Here is a 19,198-nt window from a genome sequence, read left to right on the forward strand (position 1 = left end):
GATTTTATGCCATAAACATGTGAAAATAGAAAAAGAGGAAACTGGCGGTAATTTGGCTTGAGGTTTCATATAGGAAGGGTGGCGGTTGTGTGATCTATTTCAAAGATGGGGAATACCTAACAGAAGATAAAATGAACGTCTCGGTGAATGATCGTGGGTATGTTTTTGGCGATGGAGTATATGAAGTAATTAAAGTATACGATGGCGCATTGTACACAGCGAAAGAACATTTGGAGAGATTGCTCGAGAGTGCAGAGAAAATTCGTGTGAACCTGTCGTATACAATCGATGAGTTACTTGAAATCGTACAAAAGCTACAGTCGGATAATCAACTATCTGTTGGCCATATTTATATACAAGTCACTCGCGGTGTGGCGCCACGTGCGCATCAATTCCCAGAAAACAGTGTGCCTGTCATGATTGGCTACGCTGTGGAAAATGCTCGTCCTTTGCAAATTCTTCAACAAGGTGCCGCGATGAAGTCTGTTGAAGATATGCGTTGGCTTCGTTGTGATATAAAAAGTTTGAATCTGCTTGGCAATGTCATGGCGAAACAAGAGGCGTTTGATCATGGATGTCAAGAAGCATTGTTTGTGCGGGATGGGTTAGTACGTGAAGGCTCATCTTCCAATGCATTTGGTATTAAGGACGGTATCCTGTATACACATCCTGCCAATCATTTCATTCTTAACGGAATTACCCGTCGTGTCGTGTTGCAAATAGCAGAGAAGTTAGCGATTCCAGTTAAAGAAGAAGAATTCACATTGCCACAAGCGTTAAAAATGGATGAATTTTTCTATACGTCTACGAATGCTGAAATCACACCGGTTATCACTATAGATCAGCAACCTATAGGACAAGGAGTTCCGGGGCCGTTGACGAGAAAGTTACAAGAAGCATTTGAGGCACAAATTCCGAAGTTAGTGGCGGCTGGTCATCATAAGGAAAGAGAATCAAATGGCCCAGCTAATTAAACTTGCGGATTATATTTCGCGGTACGAGAATGATCTAACCCGTTATCCGACACAATTCATCCGTCTGAAGCGCTACCAATGGAAACGTATTAAAAAACAATGGGAGCACGGTGTGGATATATATGCGGAGCAAGCGGCTACTTTTTCTAAGGATGTGGAAGTGCCTTCGAAATGGTATACGGTATTATTCAAAAAATGGCGTAAACAACCAGATGTGGAATTGACACAAGCGTCCGCTATTTCTGAACAAGCGGTAGAAGATCAAGAGAATGATTGGGATTTTCAAGCTTCTATTTCAAGTCAACCTTCGAATGTTGAACAGTTAAAAAGAGCCTATCGGGATCAATTGTTTCAATTCCAATTAAAGTGGGCTAGTTCTACATTGTATGACCGATCCCGTGTAGATCCAAAGTATTTCTCTGATCCATTGTTGAAGCAACTGACACTGCGTTTACCTGATAGCTTCTTGTTGCTTTATTATCCAATCGTCAAAGTCAATAAGGCACCTGTCGAGTTGGACATCATCTTATTAGCTCCTACTACATGCTATTGCATCACAGTGCTAGAAGATGAAAGGATGGCTGCGTACATAGGTAGTGGCGAAAGGTTTTGGCTGAAGAAGTTCGGTGAAGAACAAGCGAAGGTGCTGAATCCAACGATAGCGCTTAGTAGAATGGAGAAAGTGGTTTCATCATTTTTCAGAGCGGCGAAAGTGGAAATCCCGATCAAGAAGCTGATTGTATCGAGAAATGGCTATATTGACTATCCTGGTACTCCGTTTGAGGTTACAACTATTGATCGCAAAACATATGAACAATGGCTGACAAAGTTATGCAGTAATCCGAGCCCCATGAAACATACGCAATTTAAAGCCGCACAAGCAATATTGGATCATGCACAAACTACAGCGATGAATCGGTTGTTTGATGCGGAAGAAATCATTGAAGAGCAATAGAAAAGAATTTACTGAAAAAGAGAGAGTGTACTGATTATGCGTTTACGAAATAAGCCTTGGGCTAAAGATTTCATGGCGGAGCATCCAGATGTATTAATTTTGGATCCGGAAGGCAAAAAGAATCGTTGGACTGAAGAATTCGGGAACGATGCGCCAATCCATATTGAAGTGGGTACAGGTAAAGGTCAATTTATCATTGGAATGGCATTAGCTAATCCGGAGATTAACTATATTGGCATCGAACATTTCGATAATGTCATTGTATCCGCCTTAGAGAAAGCGATTGAAGCGGAAAAACCTTCGAATCTACGTTTGATGCGTGTTAATGGAGAAGAGTTGGAATCCATTTTCGCGGATTCAGAAATTCATCGTGTCTATTTAAACTTTTCTGATCCATGGCCAAAAGATCGCCATGAAAAGCGTCGATTGACACATCCGAATTTTTTAGCGAAATATGAAGGTGTTTTGAAGACGAATGGAGAAATTCACTTTAAGACAGATAATCGTTCGCTGTTTGAATATTCCCTTGTTTCCATGACGAATTATGGGATGAAATTGCTATCCGTTTCACTCGATTTACATGCAAACATGCCTGATGACAATGTGTTAACCGAGTACGAAGAAAAGTTTTCAAGTAAAGGTCAGCCGATTTATCGTCTGGAAGCACAATATCAAAGCGAATTCTGATCGATAAGAGATTAAAAGCTGTTGGACATTGTACTTTTCTGCTGGAGCTCTAGGGCTCAGTGGAAAAGTACAATGTCCATACAACAGTTACTAAAGGAATGTAGGGAGGAATTATTTTGGATCAACTAACTTTTCATGATATGAAACTAACGTGGTTAGACGGAGGCGTAAACTTTTTAGACGGAGGTGCGATGTTCGGTGTCGTTCCGAAGGCTCTATGGTCAAGACGCTATGAAACAGATGAAAACAATTTAATTGAACTACGAACAGACCCCATCCTCATTCAATATCAAGATAAAAATTATTTAATTGATTCCGGTATCGGAAAAGGCAAGTTGGACGACAAGCAAAAGCGTAACTTGGGTGTCCGTGCCGAAACGCGTGTAGAGGAAAGTTTAGAAGAGCTTGGCATGACGCCTGATGATATTGATGTTGTGTTAATGTCCCATCTTCATAATGATCACGCGGCAGGTTTGACACAGTGGGAAGGTGATCAGCTGGTGTCTGTATTTAAAAATGCCAAGATCTATACTTCACAAGTTGAGTGGGATGAAATGAGAGAGCCGAATATTCGCTCACGCAATACGTATTGGAAAGAAAACTGGGAGCCAATTCAAAGTCAAGTTGAGACGTTTGAAGGGGAGATTGAAGTAGTACCAGGTATTAAGATGATTCATACGGGCGGTCATAGTGACGGCCATTGTGTAATTAAGCTAGAGCAAGGCGGCGAGACGTTAATTCATATGGCGGATATTATGCCGACGCATGCACATACGAATCCTTTGTGGGTACTTGCGTATGATGATTATCCAATGGACTCGATTTTTGCAAAAGAGCGCTTAATGAAGGAAGCGCTTCCAAATGAGTATGGGTTTATTTTCTATCACGATGCGATGTATCGTATGGCGAAGTTTAGTGAAGATGGAAAGACTATTGTGGATAGCTTGCCTCGTACTCGGTGAGAATCTGACGTTTGGGTTTAAGTACAAGTTCAAGTTATTGGTGAGCTAGAGAGCGCCGTTGATCGACGTTCCAGGCAGATGCTTTCCTGCGGGCATGGCTTGAGCCTCCTCGTCCGCTTCGCTACCTGCGGGGTCTCAAGGCTCATGCTCATAACGCTTCGCTTATAATCGCAGAAGTAATTGCTATTCCCGCGGGAGTCGCCGCCTTCCACTTACGATCAACTGGTGTTATCTTCTGATTTTAGGACGTTTATGTTAAAAATTAAGTACTAAAGACAGGTCCCTATTACGAGGGGTTTGTCTTTTTCTGTATGCAGAAGCACCTTTTAAAATAGAGACGACCGGTAACTTGGTGATGTTCAGAACTTTCTTACGCAAAACACGTAACAGAACTGCATTTCCCATTATCCGCCAGCGCCGAAGTGACGTTCAATGGACTCTCCACTGGCATTGCCAGTCAAATCACAAACTACTTTGAGTGCTTAAATGGAATATGCCGTTTACAAAACCACTACATAATGCCGAATCTTACATACAACTGAAAAACCGCAGTTTGATCACCGCTTCTTACTCACCAAAAATAAAACACAATACACCTCGCACTTAAAATTCACCCAATAAAAAAAGAGGCCATCGCAAGAAGTAGATACTACTCGGATAGCCTCTTTACGTATAGTTAATTACTGATTACTGACGAACTAGCTCTACGACAGTGCCTGTTTTCGCATCGGCTGCGAATTCAAATTGCTCCAGCTTGCCGTCTTTCATGCGTGAAACGCCACCACGGTAAACATCCATAGAAATCACGTGATTTGTGTAAGGTTCTGGTTTCATAACAATCCACGAACCGTCGATTGGTCCTTCTTCTTTAAATGCATCTTTTACTTTTTTCAATACGTTATCAGCAGGTACTTCTTCATTGTAACGATTAAATGCCTCATTCACTACTACGCCTGCAGCAACACCAGTTAAAATTCCAGCTAAAAAGTCTTTTACTCTCATGGCTAATTGCAGCCTCCTTCGCAAATCTTTTCTTATAGTGTAACATAGTTTAAAAGTACATGGCGATTCAAAAGCGTTTCCAATTTTACTAATCGGCAGAATATGGCACTTTTGTGTAAAGTACATTCTTAACCTAATTAGTATTCATCTGTTTACTATGTGGATATACTACACATAGACAATAAAAAAGTGAGGGATTTAGATGAAAAAAGAAACATTGGAGTTATTTCGTACATTGACTGAACTTCCGGGCGCACCAGGTAATGAATACCGTGTCCGGGCTTTTATGCGCGAGCAGTTGGCACAGAACTCGGATGAGATAATTCAAGATGGTCTCGGTGGCGTGTTTGGTGTTCGGCACGGAAAAGAAGACGAGCCGAAAATTATGGTTGCTGGACATATGGATGAAGTCGGCTTCATGGTAACTGGTATTACAGATAACGGAATGCTTCGTTTTCAGCCGTTAGGAGGCTGGTGGAACCAAGTGTTATTGGCGCAACGAGTCCAAATCATCACGGAAGATGCAGAAATTCCCGGTGTGATCGGTTCTATCCCACCGCACTTGTTGAGTGACGCAGAGCGCAGCAAACCAATGGATATCAAAAACATGCTGATTGATGTTGGCGCTGACGACAAAGCCGATGCTGAGCGTTTTGGTATTCGCCCCGGTCAGCAGATCTTGCCGATTTGTCCGTTCACACCGATGGCTAATCCAAAAAAGATTATGGCCAAAGCATGGGATAACCGCTATGGTTGCGGTCTTGCTGTAGAACTGTTGCAAGAAGTGAAAAACGAAACGTTGCCGAATACATTGTATTCAGGGGCAACCGTTATGGAAGAAGTCGGCTTACGTGGCGCGCAAACGGCAGCACGTATGATAGATCCTGATCTATTCTTCGCACTCGATGCAAGTCCTGCAAATGATGCAAGTGGCGATAAAAAAGAATTTGGTCAATTGGGCCAAGGAACGTTGTTACGTATTATGGACCGCTCGATGATCACACACCGTGGTATGCGAGAATTCATTTTAGATACTGCTGAAACTCACAATATACCGTATCAATACTTTGTATCCCAAGGCGGTACGGATGCAGGGCAAGTACATGTAGCCAATAACGGCGTGCCAAGTGCTGTCATCGGTATTTGTTCTCGTTACATCCATACTGCGGCTTCCATTATCCACACAGATGATTATGCAGCAGCGAAAGAATTAATTACAAAACTAGTAAAAGCATGTGATAAAACAACTGTGGAAACTATTAAACAAAATTGCTAAACGACTAGAAATGAAATGAGGATGTGGAATGGAATTTGTTCTGGGCTCTGAAAATCAGGCGAAAAAACGTGCGGTAGTTCGGGTCGTTGAACGTTACGTGGAGAACAGTACCATTTCTTTTGCGTCCGTTCCGTCAGGCGTCAGCGCACAGCCGATGAGTGAGGAAGAAACACGGCAAGGCGCAATCAATCGTTCGATCACTGCAGCAAAGAATGCTTTCGGTATAGGTTTAGAAGGCGGGGTTCATATGCTTTCCGGCACGATGTATCTCTGCAATTGGGGCGCCCTCACCACACCGGAAGGCAAAACGTTTACTGCTGCAGGAGCACAAATCCCTTTACCAGAAGAATTGGCCGACGAAATTCGCCGTGGCAAAGAACTTGGTGATGCAGTGGATGCCTATTTCAAAAAGCAAAATGTACGCACGTCAGAAGGGGCTATGGGTATGTTGACGGCACAACTTGTACCAAGGGATGCGTTATTTGAACATATCATGCAATTATTGATTGGCCAGCTCTTGTATAGCACGTCGCTACAGAGCTGACGATTGCAATAGCGTCGGGGTGCGATTAGAATAGGACTGATAGAAAATTGAACGAAAGTAGAGAAGGGGGGAACCTGAATGTTGCGAAGTGGAAAGGTTTTCTTGCTGTTGCTACTGGCTGTCGTGTTGGTAGGATGTAATCAGAAAGTGGAAGTCCGTACTGACGATGCATTTGTTTCAGCGAAAAAAGTATTTGAACTAAATAGCAAAAAACCAAATCAAACGGTGGGCGATATTGAATTCTATAAACCGCCAACTCTACGAATGGATAAAGAATCAACTTCCCAAAAGATTGTTTTAACTAAACGAAATGATTCATTTTATCTAACAGTTAATCCGAATGAAAAGAAAAATAGTCAAGTCTATTATGACGTACTGTTAACGGATGAACCGGATGATTTAGTAGGTGCACAAACATTTTCTAAAGATGAAACATTTGGCTTTGTTGCGGTCATACAAAAAGGTGAGAAACAAGTAGAGTTAATCGCCAACGTAGGAGGAGCGAAAGTTGAAACTGTGACGGATGAAGAAAATACCAAAGCGTATTTAGAAATGATGATGGAAATTGCTCGTTCGGTTCAACATGACGACCAGTAAGTAATTTTGAGTAGCGAAGGAGAGGGTTAACGAATGGAAGCTGAAGATTTGGTAGAAGAACTAAAGAAACGCTTACCTAAAGAGAACTTTGATTGGCAATTTGACCGTCGGGCTGACAAATTGCGGATTGTCCACCATACTCTTCATAAAGGCATGGATATTTCATTACCTGAAATTCTATCCAAGTATGAACAGAAAAACGAACGTGCAATCGATGAAGTGGTGTATACCGTCCTAGAGACATTTCGCGCCATGGAGCAAGAACAGGCAAAAGGCTTCGCGGGAGAAAATACAATTTATCCTGTCATCCGTTCGACTTCATTTCCAACTGAAAGTTCCGCAGGACAAGCTTTCTTAACGAAAGAGCATACAGCCGAAACACGAATTTTCTATGCGCTAGATTTAGGAAACACGTATCGCCTGATTGATCAAGGGATGCTGTCCGATCTGCAGATGACAGAACAGGAAATACAGGAAGTCGCAATGTTTAAAGTGAAGTCGTTACCGACAACGTATAAGCAAGATGTCGTATCTGATAATATATTCTACTTCATCAACAATAACGATGGCTATGATGCGAGCAGAATATTGAATCAGCCATTCATGAGAGAAATGGAACAGAAAATACAAGGGCATATGGTCGTTTCCGTTCCTCACCAAGATGTGTTAATCATTGGAGATATACGGAATGAAACAGGCTATGACGTCGTGGCGCAGATCGCGATGCAGTTTTTCACAACAGGTGCCGTACCTGTTACATCATTGTCTTTCATTTATGAAGATGGTAAGCTTGAACCGATTTTCATTATGGCGAAAAATAGATTGGCAAGAAGGGATCAGAAAAAATGAATATATTTTATAATCCAGAAGGTGTTGGCGACGTATTGTTCGTTCAACTTACAACTGAAAGACCGGCAGCAATTACTGTGGAAAGAAAAAATAATGTCGCTTTGATTAAAAATGAAGAGACAGAAACTGTAGTCGCGTTCAATTTATTTGATGCATCCAGTTATTTCACTGTTTCAACAGTAGGTCAAGTAGAACTGACAGAAGAGCTAGGCGAACAAATACAAGAAGCTTTAGAGAAAAATGACGTGGCGTTAGAATTGGAATTGGATTTCACTCCAAAATTCGTTATAGGCTATGTTGCTGAAAAAGAAAAGCATCCAAATGCAGATAAATTGAACATTTGTCAGGTAGACGTAGGAGAAGAAACATTGCAAATCGTTTGTGGCGCCTCTAATGTGGAAGCTGGACAGAAAGTGGTCGTAGCAAAAGTAGGCGCTGTAATGCCTTCAGGTATGGTCATTCGTGATGCGGAACTTCGTGGAGTCGCTTCGTCTGGTATGATCTGTTCTGCTAAAGAACTCAATCTGCAAGATGCGCCCGACGCAAAAGGAATTCTCGTATTAGAAGACGATAAGAAAGTCGGAGAAGCTTTCGAAGGTACGTTGTAAATATATCCACAGGAAAAAGCTTTTGCATAAGCCTCATTAGGCTTGTAGCAAAAGCTTTTTTGTATTATTGTTACAAAGGGTTACAAATCATCATTTTATACAGAAAGAACATAGAACTGTTTGATTTCCTCCTAGGTAACCTGTTAAAATGAAATGATTGATATGAAAAGAGTGATATATTTGAGCTGGCTACGGAATATGAAAAGACGCCTTCAGCAAATGCAAGAAGGCGCTGAAAAAAATAACCCATTATTTGAACAACCAACTACTGAAAATACTAATGATAAAAATAACCTAATCCAAAACCAAAAACCAAACGAAGATCTTGATGAAGATAAAAAAACAAACTTTCGGTTTCCGATAGTTTCTGACTACGAAATTTATGGATGGGAACCACAGATCCATCATGATGAATATACGAAAGACTATTTACTAGAAGATGAAGCAACAGAAGAAGCATTTGAAATACTTCCTTTGGAACAGAATGAACGTTGGCCAGGTCGTTATGAGCGAGGTGGAAATGTCTACCGTGCAGAAGCAAAAAGAGATTTTGCCCAAATCATTCCACCTACATCGAATCCATTGCCTCTACCGTTTACCGGAAGAAAGCAAGAACGTACAATGCACTCGGAGCCGCAACGGATTGAACCATATGAATCGCGACGTCCTGAACTAGAAGTACCATCTCGTCATCAAGAAGAACCTGTGAAAGTAGAGAGGCCTAAGATATTCAGAAAGCCATTTTCGCCTACGCACGTGCCTTCACCTATCTACGGATTGAACACTAGTTCTCCAATCAGTGAGGCTATGGAATCGGTCATAGAAAAGAAAGATATGAAAGATCAAGAGTTACATGATCAATTTGAAGATCAAGACGAAGAATTGCCATTGTCCTTGATTTCCAACCAACAACCAAATAAAGCACCATTGTTTGCTAGTTCATCAGAAAAAAGACAGTCGGAGATGACCTCAGCGGAAGAAAATACACAAGAAGTAGAAGAACCTAAATTGGAAGTATCTGAAGAACCTACGCAACTAGTGGAACAGACTGAAGAAACACAAGTGGAAGAGTCACTAGAAGTAACTATACACGACGATATACATGATGAAATCGAAGAAGCTGAAGTAACGAGTGTGGAGTCAGAAGAATCGAAAGAAGTCTTTGCACAAATAGAAGATACAGAGCAAGCGAAAACTGAAGTAGAAACAGAAGTAGAAATGTATGACGATGTTGCAACTGAAGCAGAAGAGATTGTAGTAGATTCGGAAGCATCTGTAACTGTTACGATAGAAGAACAGGAAGAAGAACAGGAAGAACAACAGGAAGAACAACAAGAACAAGTAGAAATAGAATCCAATGAAGTAGAATTCGAAATGGATGATCAAGAGGAGCTAGTACAACCAGTTAAGAAAGAAAAAGTTGTGCCTTTTAATGTATTGATGCTTAAATCCGATAAAGAAAAATTAGCGGCTAGAGTAGAAGAACTCATTGCAGCTAATGCAGCGAAGAAAGAATTAGTAGAAGAAGCGTCAGTCGAAATCGATGCAGATCACCCTGTCGCGGAACAAACAGAATCGCTGGAAGATACACAATCAGTACAGCTAGAACAACAGAAGAATAGTGTAGAACTGAACGTGGAAGAACAGGATTCCATTGAAGAACCAGAATCTATTGCAGTAGAATCTCACGTTGAAGTAACCGAAATGGTCGCTACAACTTCTGAAACGATTGTAGAAGAACCTGAAGAGGAAATCATCGAAGAAGAACCACCACATTACGGATTCCCGACGATGCAATATTTGGCACCTCCGGAAGAAGAAATCGTTGATGAAGAGTGGCTTGCGGCGCAGTCCGCTACGTTAGAAGAAACTCTTTCGTATTTCGCTGTACAGGCGACGGTTGAACAAGCTGTGCAAGGTCCTGCCGTCACGATGTTTGAGTTAACGGTGATGCAGGGGACAAAAGTAAGTAAAATTCGAAATCTTACCGACGACTTAAAATTGGCGTTGGCGGCTAGAGATATTCGTATCCAAGCGCCGATTCCAGGTACAAGTATGATTGGTATTGAAATTCCGAATCGCAAAACACGTGCAGTTCGAATTTCAGAGGTTATTGATAGTGATTCATTTATGAAATCAGACTCGCCCCTTGAAGCTGTATTAGGGCTTAGTTTGACAGGGGAGCCGCAAACAATTGATCTACGGAAGATGCCGCACGGAATGATTGCGGGTGCTACAGGCTCCGGTAAATCCGTTTGTATCAACTCTATACTGATCAGTTTGTTGTATAAAGCTTCACATCATGATCTGAAACTATTGCTCATTGATCCGAAAATGGTGGAATTGGCACCATATAATGGCATTCCACACTTGTTAAGTCCGGTTATTACAGATGTAAAAGCGGCGACTGCGGCATTGAAATGGGCAGTTAATGAGATGGAAAGACGCTATGAACTATTCGCGCATTCCGGAGTACGTAATATTGAACGCTATAACGAAATGGTCATGGCATCACGACGTTTCTCTTTAAAGATGCCTTATATCCTAGTAGTGATTGATGAGTTAGCAGATTTAATGATGATGGCACCTGCGGATGTAGAAGTGTCGATCAGCCGAATCACTCAGAAAGCCAGGGCGTGTGGCATTCATCTAATCATCGCAACTCAGCGACCTTCTGTTGATGTCATTACCGGAACAATTAAAGCCAATATCCCAACTCGTATAGCATTCGCTGTGTCTTCACAAGTAGATTCAAGAACTATTTTAGATTCAGTAGGGGCAGATCGTTTACTTGGTAAGGGAGATATGCTGTATTTAGGCAATGGCCAATCGGCTCCTGTCCGTCTTCAGGGGACATTTGTCACGGATGATGAGATCGAGCGTATAATAGAACATGTTCGTAATGAAGCAGAACCGAATTACTTATTCGGCCAAGAAGATTTGCTAGCAGCCGCTGTCCGAGAAGAGGAATCGGATCCATTATTTGAGCAAGCCTGCAACTTTGTCATTGAGCAGGGGAGTGCATCCACTTCGTCATTACAGCGCCATTTCAGCATCGGCTATAACCGGGCGGCAAAGTTAATCGACCGAATGGAAGCAAATCAATTTATATCTGAGCAAAGAGGGAGCAGACCGCGCGACGTCTTTTTGACTGAACAAGCATTTGAAAGCTTCATGAAATAATGAATGCATAGTTCCTATCTAAAGGTTTGATTGAACGCATGATATACTATGACAAGAAATAATCTTCTCGTCCATCACTGGACAATGGAAGATAAAAAGTGGGATGAAAGAACTCCCGGGAGGTTTCAATATGACATTGTTACATTTTACTGGTATCAAAGGATCGGGAATGAGTTCCCTTGCCCAGTTGCTACATGACTCTTCGTATGAGGTTCAAGGTTCTGATGTGGAAAAGTACTTTTTCACTGAAGACCCCTTACATGAACGAAATATAAAAGTACTGCCATTTGATGAAAATAATATTCAGCCGGGCATGAAAGTGATTGCAGGAAACGCATTTAAAGATGAACATCCTGAATTACTACGGGCAGCAGAACTTGGTATAGAAGTTATTCGTTACCATGAGTTCTTAGGCGACTATATGGAACAATTTACTTCCATAGGTGTTACGGGTACACATGGTAAAACGTCTACAACGGGCTTGCTTGCGCATGTATTGGGTGGCTTTGCGCCAACTTCTTACCTAATAGGGGACGGTACAGGTAAAGGTACCGAGAATGCGGAGAACTTTGTATTTGAAGCGTGTGAATACAAACGACACTTTTTGGCCTACCATCCAGACTATGCTATCATGACGAATATTGATTTCGATCATCCGGATTATTTCACAAGTCTGGACGATATTTTGAGCGCTTTCGGACAAATGGCGAGTCAAGTAAAGAAGGCATTAATCGCTTGTGGTGACGACGACAATCTTCAGAAACTTCAATGTCAAGTTCCGATTGTCTATTATGGCTTGGATTCATCCAATGACTTTTACGCAGCAAATATTGAAAAAGATCAAAACGGCTGTTCGTTTGATGTGTTCATTCGAAATGAATTCTATCACCGTTTCACCATTGTATTAACAGGCGATCATGCTATTAGAAATGCGTTGAGTGTTATTACACTATGTCATTATGAAAATATTCCAGCTGACATTGTGAATGAACGCTTTGCGACGTTTACAGGCGTAAAAAGACGTTTTTCTGTCTTAGAAGTAGATGACCGTGTCATTGTGGATGATTATGCACATCATCCTACCGAAATCCGTGCAACATTGGATTCGGCACGTCAAAAATATCCAAATCGTGAAGTGATTGCGGTATTTCAACCGCATACATTCAGCAGAACAGCAGCGATGTTAGATCAATTTGCAGAAAGTCTGTCTGAAGCAGATCATGTGTACTTATGTGACATCTTTGGTTCTGCACGGGAGAAAGTCGGTAGTTTAACGATTCACGATTTGATAGATAAAATCCCCAATTCCCAACATTTGAAGATAGAAGATATGTCAGATTTAGCAGCGCATAAACATTCTGTCATTCTTTTTATGGGAGCCGGAGATATCCAATTATATTTAAAACAATTTACTTCTGATATTACGAAAGAAGAAACAGCCTAATCTCTTTTATGAGAGGGCTGTTTCTCTTTTTTTTTTTTAGGTTTTTTGGTTTCGATAAAGGATATCACCCAGTTATGTCGAACAGGAGTATAGGACGAAAAGTTTAGAAACTCTCAAAGAGGGGTAAAGTTTTCGTAAGAATATGCTCTAGGAGGATAACGTAAGTGATCAATTTACTTTACGTTGCAGCAGTGATTGCCGCAATCGCATTTCTTATTCTTTGTGTAAGTCTGGCTATGACACTGGGGTCGTTAAAGACATCTTTACAGAGTGTCTCGCATACAGTAGGTGACTTATCAAAGCAATTAGAGGGAGTGACTACAGAAAGTACACAACTTCTTCAAAAAACCAATCAGCTGGTTGAAGATTTACAAGGAAAAGCGGACAAGCTGAACACTGTGGTGGATGCGGTAAAAAGAGTAGGTGACTCGGTGAACACTCTCAATCAATCAGTTCATCGGATCTCGAGCTCAGTAACTACAAACGCCGAACAAAACAGTGACAAAATCGCGCAAGTCGTACAGTGGGGAACCGTTGCAGTTAATCTATATGATCAAGTAAAAGAACGGCAACCTAAAACGTCCGCTGGTTGGACAGTATACAAATCGCGCTCCTAGTACAAGCATTTTCCTTTAAAACATACAAAAATAGTTAATTCACAGGAGGAAGAAAAAATGACAGAAAACAAACCGAACTATAACGACAACCAAGGTAACTACTCAAATACGTATGGCCAACCACAATATCCAGCGAACTACACATATCGTTCAACTAATGATCTGTATGATGAGGATAGCAACGGTACAGGTAGTTTCATTGCCGGCGCAATCATCGGTGGGGTAATCGGCGCTGCGACTGCATTGTTCTTAGCACCGAAGACAGGCCGTGAAATGCGTGAAGATTTCACTACACAAGCTTCACAATTAAAAGACAAGAGTATTGAATTGAGCTCAACGGCAAAAGATAAAGCGGTAGAGTTTTCAAGCACAGCAAAAGATAAAGCAGTGGAATTTTCAAGTGCAGCAAAAGATTACACAGCTGACTTTACGGATACGGCAAAAGAAAAAACTGCAGCGTTCACTACAGCTGCAAAAGAGAAGACTTCTGAGTTGTCCCAAAACTTGCAAGAACAATCAGAACAGCTAGTTGACAAAGTGAAGTCTGCTAAATCAAAAACAAATGTTCCGATGGATGATGGTACTGTATCATCTGAAGGTGAAGAGGCAACTGATTATAAAAGTTCAAAAGAAAACAATGAAAAGTCTGGGGAACTTTCAAAAGTAAAAGAAACAACAAACAAAAATGCAGATCAGGTTAAAGCCGACAAATCTGCTAACCAAAACAATGAGACTAAATCTCCTAATACAAATGCTTCTGCTAAAAAGAATACGAATCAATCTAAAGCTAACAACTCGTCTTCAAACAACAACAACAAAATTCATTCTAAATAATAGCGAAAACCTTCCTTCACGGGAAGGTTTTTTCTATGTGTACGATTAGTTAGAACAGCCATAAAGAAAAAGCTACGCCATGCGTTATTTCCGCACAGCGTAGCTTTTAAACAAATAGAATACGTAGTTGATCTCCACCGAATATCAATTCATTGAAGCCAATGGATTCGCCATTACGCATTAATTGATAGGCAGTGGTAGATTGAGACGGTAAGGAAAAATCAGTGAATGAAAATACATCACTGAATAGTATAGGAGAAGTGGGCAACGACTTGAACTCCACTTGGTCGTTAGCTTGTACTTGGTAGTCAAGACTTGCTTGTTGTCCATTTACATAAACGGCGGTTCGTGGTTTTTTGATCGTCACAGGCTCATCATTAAATGTTACATCGGCACGCTCTTCTAGAACGATATCTAAATCCCTTGCTATTTCCTTTAAGGAAAGGGAGGAAGGTTGACGCGTTTCAATGATATCGTTTGCGTGAATCTGATAGTCAGCAGAGACTTCTTGTCCGTTTGCGATGTAGAGGGTCTCGCGTTTCTTTAGGCGGTGGGGAGTTCCGTTCCATGTCACAGTGAACGAATCTGTCCCTGAACGTATAGGAGACGTTAGTACGTCTTTTATTCGATTCGCCGGATTCACCGTCAGTTCATCCCGATCCGCAATCTCAGTATCCATTGTAACCGTCTTTCCATTGAGCAAAATTTTACCCGTAACTGTCTGCGTCACTCCGTCGAGCTGATAACGTATCGGTTCAGGCGCATCTACTAAGTCTCTGACAGTCGCTGTGGCGTCTGTGCCATCTTTACCGAACAATAGCTCTATGCGGTCATGATCGTTAACAGGATCCTTAGTGCTGGCTTCAGTGCCGTTTAATAGGATGGTTGTAGATGAGCCGTGCTCGCCAGGAAGTGTTCTCCATCGCCCGTTTACTTTTACAGTCAGTGCGAGTCCGGGTCTGCCGTATAACTGACGGGCAGTAACGCGGGCGGCAAGCAGTGTATCGCCCACTGTAAGCTCTTTTAGTTCAAATAATCGAATGGCTTGGTCGTTGACTGTTAAGGTAATGTAATGAATGGGAGCTCTTTGTGCTGCAATCGCAATACCGATTGGCGTTACGAGTGCAGGAGAAGATTCGATTTGGCCTGAAAGTGTAACGCCTGAGAGTGCATCGAGACTTCGAATGGCTACGCGGTTCTCTGGAAGGTCTAGCTGCGTACTCACTTCTTTCGTCAGAGTAGGTGTTAATCCTCCACCTCCCACAATCATTACGGCTTGTGGAGAAGAGTTGAGATTCAATCGTTTGATTTCATTTGCGATCGACAGTGCTACATGTTTCACTGAAGGTCTAATTACATCAATCACTTTTTCTGAAGAGATTTCTTGTTCAAATCCTAAAATATCTTGAAATGTCAATATGTCTTGACTATGAATTTGACGTTTCATTTGTTCAGCAATAGGAAAATCGAGCAAGTAATGTGCACTTAGCGCTTCAGTCATTTCGTCTCCCGCAACGGGTACCATTCCATATGCTGTGACGGTATTATCCCTAACAATGGCAATGTCAGATGTGCCGGCACCAATATCGACCAATGCGATATTCAATCTTCTCATGGAAGGGGGAACGAGCACATGAATAGCAGCGATTGGCTCGAGTGTTAAAGCCTCCATTTCCAAATCGGCACGCTTTAACGCGGCAAGTAAGGATTCTACAACGACTCGTGGTAAAAATGTAGCAATGACTTCTACGGTCGCAGATTTCCCTTTTTGATCAATGAGACTACCGATCTTTTCATCTTGCAATTTGTAGTATAAAACAGAATACCCTACGCAATAATAGTGATCATCCTCTTGTGATTGATGATCGGATAGTAATTTTTCCTGTGCATTTTGTACAGCTACTAATTCCAATCGATTAATATCTTCGTTGGACATCAATGTGCGATCAGAAATATCTACCGTCACAGTTCCCTCTGCTGTTTTCAATGAACGACCAGCTGCCGCAACACTGACACGATGTAGAGGACCATGAATATGTTCCAATTCTTCTTTTATTTCTTGAATTATAGACGCCACGCTTAAAATATTATGTATTTGTCCATCAATCATCGATCGCTCTTTATGTTCTTTAGAAATCAAGTCCACAATATGGAATGAATCGTTTTGTTCTTCTAGTACAATCCCTACAACGGTGCGAGTTCCGATGTCAAGAGCGAATAACTTAGTAGCCAGGATTTCCAACCTCTTTTCAAGTTTTTTTCTATGTGAAAATAGTGAATATATAATTATTCGATGAAATTGCGTGACTTTTCTAAGAGTATTCATTATACTAGGTCTATTATATAAAAATGTACCATAGATTCCGGTGTTAGAAAAGGAAGATATGTACGGGGAGGAGACAGGTATTATGAGCAAGCAAGATTTAGGTGAGTTGAGAGGTACTATCGATCAGTTGAACTTAGATATTCTAGAATTGATCAATGAACGTACAGGCGTTATCCAAGAAATTGGTAAGTTAAAAGAAAAGCAAGGTGTAAATAGATATGATCCGATTCGCGAACGCGAGATGCTCAACGTCTTAAAGAAGGCAAACCATGGCCCTTTACCAGACGGTATCCTGGAGCAGGTATTTAAATCTATTTTCATGTCGGCACTTGAAGTACAGCAAGATGAGCAGAAGAATGCATTGCTCGTATCCCGTACTAAAAAACCTGAAGACACGATTGTTGACGTAAACGGCCATAAAATCGGAGACGGACATCCATCTTTCGTATTTGGACCTTGTGCAGTAGAATCTTACGAACAGGTTTTGGCAGTAGCCAAGTCCATTAAAGCAAAAGGATTAACGATGATTCGTGGAGGAGCTTACAAACCACGTACATCTCCATATGATTTCCAAGGTTTAGGTCTTGAAGGCTTAAAAATTCTAAAGCGGGTTGCAGATGAAACTGGACTTTCTATCGTCACAGAAATCATTACACCATCGCACTTAGAGGAAGCACTCGAATACGTCGATGTGATTCAAATCGGTGCGCGTAACATGCAGAACTTTGAACTGTTAAAAGAAGCTGGAATGGTCAATAAGCCAGTCCTTCTAAAGCGCGGAATGTCTGCAACGATTTCTGAGTTCGTCAATGCAGCTGAATATATTATTTCTAAAGGTAATACGGAGATTATGCTATGTGAGCGAGGTATTCGTACATATGAGACGGCTACTCGTAACACGCTGGACATCTCTGCTGTTCCAATCTTGAAGCAAGAAACACATTTACCGGTATTTGTGGACGTTACACATTCCACTGGCCGTAAGGACTTATTGCTTCCAACAGCGAAAGCGGCAATTGCAGTAGGAGCAGACGGCGTTATGGCAGAGGTTCATCCGGATCCAGCCGTAGCATTATCGGATTCAGCGCAGCAAATGGATATTGAGCAGTTTGACAAGTTCTACGAAGAGATGACTCGCTTCATGAACACACACCAAACGATCTAAAACATCCAACACCGACCCTTTATTAGTAAAGGTCGGTGTTTTTCTGTATATAATGACAGATTTCTACACAGAAAAACACAAAAATCCAGTAGAACACGGTATACTAGTAAAGAATAAAGACAGGAGGAGCAAAAATGGCTATCACTATTTACGATGTAGCAAGAGAAGCAAACGTATCGATGGCAACGGTTTCACGTGTAGTGAACGGCAATCAAAACGTGAAGCCGGCGACTCGCAAAAAAGTATTGGACTGTATTGAACGATTGGGGTACCGGCCAAATGCCGTCGCTCGTGGACTAGCTAGCAAGCGTACTACGACGATTGGAGTAATTGTCCCCGATATGTCCAAGAGTTACTATGCAGAGCTATCCAGAGGGATTGCAGACGTTGCCACGATGTATGAGTACAATATTATCATTTCCAATTCGGACAAGAGTACCTCTCGAGAAGTGGAGTTGTTTGAAGATCATTTAGGCAAACAAGTAGATGGATTGATCTTCATGAGTGATTCTATTTCACCTGAAGTACGAAAAGAAATGAAGACAGCGAACGTTCCGATCGTCTTGGCAGGAACATTGGATTTTGAAACCAATTTACCATCTGTCAATATTGATCATGAACAGGCCGCATATGAAGTAACAAAAAAATTGATTGACAATGGCCATAAGCGTATTGCATTTGTTTCGGGACCTTTTACGCGTGACATTAATCGTGTGTGCAAACGTGTTGGGTATATTCGTGCGTTGGAAGAAGCAGGGATGACGATCGATGAGTCATTGATCGTGGAAACTGACAATACGTATGATGATGCTTACGAGAGCTGGAGTGTACTAGGTAAGCTGTCTGATCCTCCAACGGCTGTCATGACGAGCAGTGATGAAGTTGCCATAGGTATTATGAATGGTGTGCGTGATGAGAATCTTAGAATTCCTGAGGATGTGGAGATTATTTGTTTCCAGCACTCTATTCTTGCGCGTATTGTTCGTCCACAGTTGACCGCGATTGTGGTGCCTTTGTATGACCTTGGTGCCGTATCGATGCGTTTGTTAACGAAGTTAATGAACAAAGAAGAAGTAGAAGAGACAGAAGTTATTCTACCGTATTATTTGGAAGAGCGGCAATCGGTTAGGAAGTAGGTCGGAGTCGCTGCCTGTAACGAAAGTAATGCGTGTTTT

The 19,198-nt window shown here is 41.6% G+C and carries 17 protein-coding genes; 15 read left to right on the plus strand and 2 right to left on the minus strand.

Translation table 11 applies throughout. The features are described 5' to 3' along the window. Positions 1–89 precede the first annotated feature (89 nt). The 4 genes from dat to CSV75_RS00900 all read left to right on the plus strand — a co-directional run bounded on the left by dat (position 90) and on the right by CSV75_RS00900 (position 3,578). Complete coding sequence (gene dat, locus CSV75_RS00885; protein WP_099674367.1) at positions 90–974, plus strand: D-amino-acid transaminase; 885 nt, start codon at positions 90–92, stop codon at positions 972–974. Next, a complete protein-coding gene (locus tag CSV75_RS00890; RefSeq protein WP_099674368.1) occupies positions 958–1,929 on the plus strand; it encodes a nuclease-related domain-containing protein in 972 nt (323 codons plus the stop codon). The genes dat and CSV75_RS00890 overlap by 17 nt, the downstream gene beginning before the upstream one ends. Before the next feature lie 36 nt (positions 1,930–1,965). Then, the gene (gene trmB / locus CSV75_RS00895; RefSeq protein ID WP_099674369.1) at positions 1,966–2,616 is read left to right on the plus strand and encodes a tRNA (guanosine(46)-N7)-methyltransferase TrmB; all 651 of its coding nucleotides are present in this window, start codon (positions 1,966–1,968) and stop codon (positions 2,614–2,616) included. Between the two features lie 116 nt (positions 2,617–2,732). Then, the gene (locus tag CSV75_RS00900) at positions 2,733–3,578 is read left to right on the plus strand and encodes a YtnP family quorum-quenching lactonase (RefSeq protein ID WP_099674370.1); all 846 of its coding nucleotides are present in this window, start codon (positions 2,733–2,735) and stop codon (positions 3,576–3,578) included. 687 nt (positions 3,579–4,265) lie between these two features. Here CSV75_RS00900 and CSV75_RS00905 read toward each other — a convergent pair. Then, positions 4,266–4,580 (minus strand): peptidase M4, encoded by a 315-nt coding sequence (locus CSV75_RS00905; RefSeq protein WP_029052835.1) that lies wholly within the window; start codon positions 4,578–4,580, stop codon positions 4,266–4,268. 202 nt (positions 4,581–4,782) lie between these two features. Here CSV75_RS00905 and CSV75_RS00910 point away from each other — a divergent pair, with 202 nt between their 5' ends. The 9 genes from CSV75_RS00910 to CSV75_RS00950 all read left to right on the plus strand — a co-directional run bounded on the left by CSV75_RS00910 (position 4,783) and on the right by CSV75_RS00950 (position 14,532). Then, positions 4,783–5,856, plus strand: coding sequence for a M42 family metallopeptidase (locus CSV75_RS00910; protein ID WP_099674371.1), 1,074 nt, complete (start codon positions 4,783–4,785; stop codon positions 5,854–5,856). 28 nt (positions 5,857–5,884) lie between these two features. Then, on the plus strand, positions 5,885–6,400 hold the full coding sequence (locus CSV75_RS00915; RefSeq protein WP_099672529.1) for a DUF84 family protein: 516 nt from the start codon (positions 5,885–5,887) through the stop codon (positions 6,398–6,400). A gap of 78 nt (positions 6,401–6,478) precedes the next feature. Further along, positions 6,479–6,997 carry a hypothetical protein gene (locus CSV75_RS00920; RefSeq protein ID WP_099674372.1) on the plus strand — a complete coding sequence of 173 codons (519 nt, stop codon included), beginning with the start codon at positions 6,479–6,481 and terminating at the stop codon, positions 6,995–6,997. A gap of 33 nt (positions 6,998–7,030) precedes the next feature. After that, complete coding sequence (locus CSV75_RS00925) at positions 7,031–7,846, plus strand: DUF1444 domain-containing protein (RefSeq protein WP_099629605.1); 816 nt, start codon at positions 7,031–7,033, stop codon at positions 7,844–7,846. After that, complete coding sequence (ytpR, locus tag CSV75_RS00930) at positions 7,843–8,454, plus strand: YtpR family tRNA-binding protein (protein ID WP_099674373.1); 612 nt, start codon at positions 7,843–7,845, stop codon at positions 8,452–8,454. Before CSV75_RS00925 ends, ytpR begins: the two co-directional genes overlap by 4 nt. A gap of 198 nt (positions 8,455–8,652) precedes the next feature. Further along, on the plus strand, positions 8,653–11,637 hold the full coding sequence (locus CSV75_RS00935; protein ID WP_233191559.1) for a DNA translocase FtsK: 2,985 nt from the start codon (positions 8,653–8,655) through the stop codon (positions 11,635–11,637). 130 nt (positions 11,638–11,767) lie between these two features. Next, positions 11,768–13,081: a UDP-N-acetylmuramate--L-alanine ligase gene (murC, locus tag CSV75_RS00940; RefSeq protein WP_099674375.1), complete on the plus strand. Its 1,314-nt coding sequence runs from the start codon at positions 11,768–11,770 to the stop codon at positions 13,079–13,081. A 164-nt stretch (positions 13,082–13,245) separates the two neighbouring features. Next, entirely contained in the window at positions 13,246–13,698 is a 453-nt protein-coding gene (locus CSV75_RS00945) for a DUF948 domain-containing protein (protein WP_099674376.1), read from the plus strand. Between the two features lie 57 nt (positions 13,699–13,755). Next, positions 13,756–14,532 (plus strand): YtxH domain-containing protein, encoded by a 777-nt coding sequence (locus CSV75_RS00950; RefSeq protein WP_099674377.1) that lies wholly within the window; start codon positions 13,756–13,758, stop codon positions 14,530–14,532. A 106-nt stretch (positions 14,533–14,638) separates the two neighbouring features. Here CSV75_RS00950 and CSV75_RS00955 read toward each other — a convergent pair whose 3' ends face one another. Further along, positions 14,639–16,774, minus strand: a complete 2,136-nt coding sequence (locus tag CSV75_RS00955) for a cell division protein FtsA (RefSeq protein WP_369825337.1) — start codon at positions 16,772–16,774, stop codon at positions 14,639–14,641. Between the two features lie 166 nt (positions 16,775–16,940). On the opposite strand from CSV75_RS00955, the gene CSV75_RS00960 reads away from it, so the two are divergent. Together CSV75_RS00960 and ccpA are read left to right on the plus strand one after the other, a co-directional pair. Beyond that, positions 16,941–18,023: a bifunctional 3-deoxy-7-phosphoheptulonate synthase/chorismate mutase gene (locus tag CSV75_RS00960; protein ID WP_099629610.1), complete on the plus strand. Its 1,083-nt coding sequence runs from the start codon at positions 16,941–16,943 to the stop codon at positions 18,021–18,023. Positions 18,024–18,157: 134 nt separating this feature from the next. Further along, positions 18,158–19,159: a catabolite control protein A gene (gene ccpA / locus CSV75_RS00965; RefSeq protein ID WP_099674378.1), complete on the plus strand. Its 1,002-nt coding sequence runs from the start codon at positions 18,158–18,160 to the stop codon at positions 19,157–19,159. The last annotated feature ends 39 nt before the right edge of the window (positions 19,160–19,198 follow it).

The sequence above is a fragment of the Sporosarcina sp. P18a genome (assembly GCF_002743135.1).
Classification (GTDB): domain Bacteria; phylum Bacillota; class Bacilli; order Bacillales_A; family Planococcaceae; genus Sporosarcina.

Bases quoted from the DNA above. Each gene is read 5' to 3' on its own strand.
- ccpA (WP_099674378.1), top strand. From the start codon at position 18,158: ATGGCTATCACTATTTACGATGTAGCAAGAGAAGCAAACGTATCGATG.
- ytpR (WP_099674373.1), top strand. From the start codon at position 7,843: ATGAATATATTTTATAATCCAGAAGGTGTTGGCGACGTATTGTTCGTT.
- CSV75_RS00905 (WP_029052835.1), bottom strand. From the start codon at position 4,580: ATGAGAGTAAAAGACTTTTTAGCTGGAATTTTAACTGGTGTTGCTGCA.
- murC (WP_099674375.1), top strand. From the start codon at position 11,768: ATGACATTGTTACATTTTACTGGTATCAAAGGATCGGGAATGAGTTCC.
- CSV75_RS00925 (WP_099629605.1), top strand. From the start codon at position 7,031: ATGGAAGCTGAAGATTTGGTAGAAGAACTAAAGAAACGCTTACCTAAA.
- CSV75_RS00960 (WP_099629610.1), top strand. From the start codon at position 16,941: ATGAGCAAGCAAGATTTAGGTGAGTTGAGAGGTACTATCGATCAGTTG.
- CSV75_RS00950 (WP_099674377.1), top strand. From the start codon at position 13,756: ATGACAGAAAACAAACCGAACTATAACGACAACCAAGGTAACTACTCA.
- CSV75_RS00920 (WP_099674372.1), top strand. From the start codon at position 6,479: ATGTTGCGAAGTGGAAAGGTTTTCTTGCTGTTGCTACTGGCTGTCGTG.
- trmB (WP_099674369.1), top strand. From the start codon at position 1,966: ATGCGTTTACGAAATAAGCCTTGGGCTAAAGATTTCATGGCGGAGCAT.
- CSV75_RS00935 (WP_233191559.1), top strand. From the start codon at position 8,653: ATGAAAAGACGCCTTCAGCAAATGCAAGAAGGCGCTGAAAAAAATAAC.
- CSV75_RS00910 (WP_099674371.1), top strand. From the start codon at position 4,783: ATGAAAAAAGAAACATTGGAGTTATTTCGTACATTGACTGAACTTCCG.
- CSV75_RS00890 (WP_099674368.1), top strand. From the start codon at position 958: ATGGCCCAGCTAATTAAACTTGCGGATTATATTTCGCGGTACGAGAAT.
- CSV75_RS00915 (WP_099672529.1), top strand. From the start codon at position 5,885: ATGGAATTTGTTCTGGGCTCTGAAAATCAGGCGAAAAAACGTGCGGTA.